Source organism: Dyadobacter sp., assembly GCF_051859145.1.
Taxonomy (GTDB): Bacteria; Bacteroidota; Bacteroidia; order Cytophagales; family Spirosomataceae; genus Dyadobacter.
The window spans coordinates 1-2,224 of the sequence record NZ_JBHYGF010000509.1 but is presented as its reverse complement, the minus strand read 5'-3'; the positions used below and the strand labels follow the sequence as shown (position 1 = coordinate 2,224).

At 38.9% G+C, this 2,224-nt stretch carries 1 protein-coding gene and 1 pseudogene; one reads left to right on the top strand and one right to left on the bottom strand.

Annotated features, from left to right (window positions below; genetic code table 11):
• Nucleotides 1–1,012: 1,012 nt before the first annotated feature.
• A complete protein-coding gene (locus ACTIE6_RS22970) occupies nt 1,013–1,528 on the bottom strand; it encodes a JAB domain-containing protein (protein WP_439558856.1) in 516 nt (171 codons plus the stop codon).
• Nucleotides 1,529–1,860: 332 nt separating this feature from the next.
• Between ACTIE6_RS22970 and ACTIE6_RS22965 the strand changes: the two are divergent.
• Nucleotides 1,861–2,224, top strand: a pseudogene (locus ACTIE6_RS22965) (hypothetical protein); the annotation flags it as partial.

Genomic DNA, 2,224 nt, shown 5'->3' with positions numbered 1-2,224 from the left:
ATATTATTTTACCTTATTTTTTTACGTTAATAACGTTCGCTAACAATAAATTTTATTTTAGTCGTTGAGTCGAAAATATTTCAGTGCAAATCATCAAAAACTTCCCTCAAAATCTGCTCGGATGTGATTTTAGAGATTTCATCTATATTTTTTTATCCTCGCTGTCTGTTTATTCTATCAATCAGTTCAACAACTAATATGAATACTGAATCCCAGAAAGCCAGTTTTGCATCTTTCTTGAAAATAATTTCGGAAATTTTGTTATCAGCATCACGTATGAACAAAGATGATTTAAATGTCTTCATTCTAGTTTCATCGAGAGACAAAATAAACGAATCAAATGTAAAATTGATATTTTCAAATTTGTGAACTATTCTATTTCTTATCTCTGATAATAGTTTTATGAATCGAATCTTCTTTGGGTCCAAAAGATTCATCTTTTTTTATAAGACCCACTTTGCTAATATCCTCTCCGTGCAAAGGAAGTCTTTCTAAAAAGGGTAATAGCTCAGGCTTACCCAAAAATTCGTTCAATAGATCATTTAGTAACGACTCAATCAGCGAATGTGACTTTATCACAAAACTCCAATCGTCATCTTTTAGTAAATCTGTTATAAAGTGAAGTTTACTTCTATATTCATCTATAAGCTCTTGTTTGTAGCTGTTATATTCTTATCTGCATCATCTTTTTTTATATACATCAGTTTAATATATTAGAGCTTTCATGACAGAAATTGAAATTTTTAGCTGAACTCTTACGCACAGGTTTAGTCACAACAATGAATGTGAATATATTCCGAAATATATAAGCTTTTCCTTCCTAATAAAATCAAAATCTACTGGAATCTTTTTATATTTAAATTAAGTAATCAAAACGCGCGTCTTCCAGTCGGACTATTGAATTAGTGTTGTTATTGGATCAATCATGCACGAGCTACGCTGAAAGTTGTGAATTCAGTTCGCAGAGACCTTATGTGGACACAGGTGGCGGATATTTCAAATGTTCAGAATTTCACAAAAGACACTCATCCGAAAACGAGCAAAACCCTTCCGCAGTCACAATCAAATGATCCAGAACGCGAATGTTCAGCAACTCACCAGCCTTTCTCATATTCTCAGTAATATACTTATCAGCATCACTCGGCACTAGTTGCCCGGAAGGATGATTGTGTGCCAGGATAATCCCTGTTGCATTGGCTTTTAAAGCAGCTGCGAAAACGATCCTTATATCGGCACTTGCTCCTGAAATCCCGCCTTTGGAAACTTCAAAAATACCTAGCACCCGGCTGGCATTGTTCAATAATAGTATTTTGAACTCTTCGATAAATTCCAGACGGTCAGGGTTCCAGCTTTGCATCAGCACCTTGTATGCTTCTCTGGACGATTCTATTTTCGGACGCTGGCTGGCCTGTACTTTGGATTTGTAGATCAGCTCAATTTCTGAGACCTGATACAAGTTTGAAACATTCGCGAAGCTTTCCATAATTACCTTGATTTTGAAGTGATTGAATGAATTATGGCGCATCATTCTGGCACTGGTCAAGCAAGTAGTGGAAGCAACGGAATAAAGGAAAGGTCGAGGGCAGGCAGGCATTTATGCCGGGTGTTTATGCCGGAATTTCCACTACGCCCCGCAGCCCTGTGCCTACCTTTGGGGCCTCATTGATACAAGAAACTCTGCCGGGCATTTCAGAAATCTTGGCGAGCTTGTGCCATTTTCATTCTGTATACCATTGACAATCATTTGGGTACACTCATTTAGGGGAGGGTACAACAAAAACTTGTACTTGAAGTGCTTTGGTTTTGAGTGTTGTTTTGTCAGGTAATCAATGCAGCAGCAACCTTAAAACAACACGAGTTATGGCAACGCATTTATCCTGGGCAGGCTACTTTCTGGCAGTGGGTGCCGCAGTGGCGATCTACTATGTGATCATCGGCATCCGATATTACAGGCAGGACATCAAAGCACTGCTCAATTCAAAATCCCGGTTCTGGGACCGGCCGGAAAAGCCTCCACCGGTAAGCCAGCCACAGGCAAGTCAGCCGGAAGAAACCGCTGAGCCTATTGAAGTGAAAAAGCAGCCCTGGCAAAATGAAGTCTTGTTTGCCAAAGTCGAAGAGCTCAGCTCGCAGCTTAGGGACAACATCAGAGAGGCATACCAAAAAGGTTACGAAAAGCGGGATTTTATATTCATGATCCAGCTTTATATCAAAAATTTTTCTA

Coding starts and splice junctions, on each gene's coding strand:
- ACTIE6_RS22970 (WP_439558856.1), bottom strand. CDS start 1,528: ATGATGCGCCATAATTCATTCAATCACTTCAAAATCAAGGTAATTATG.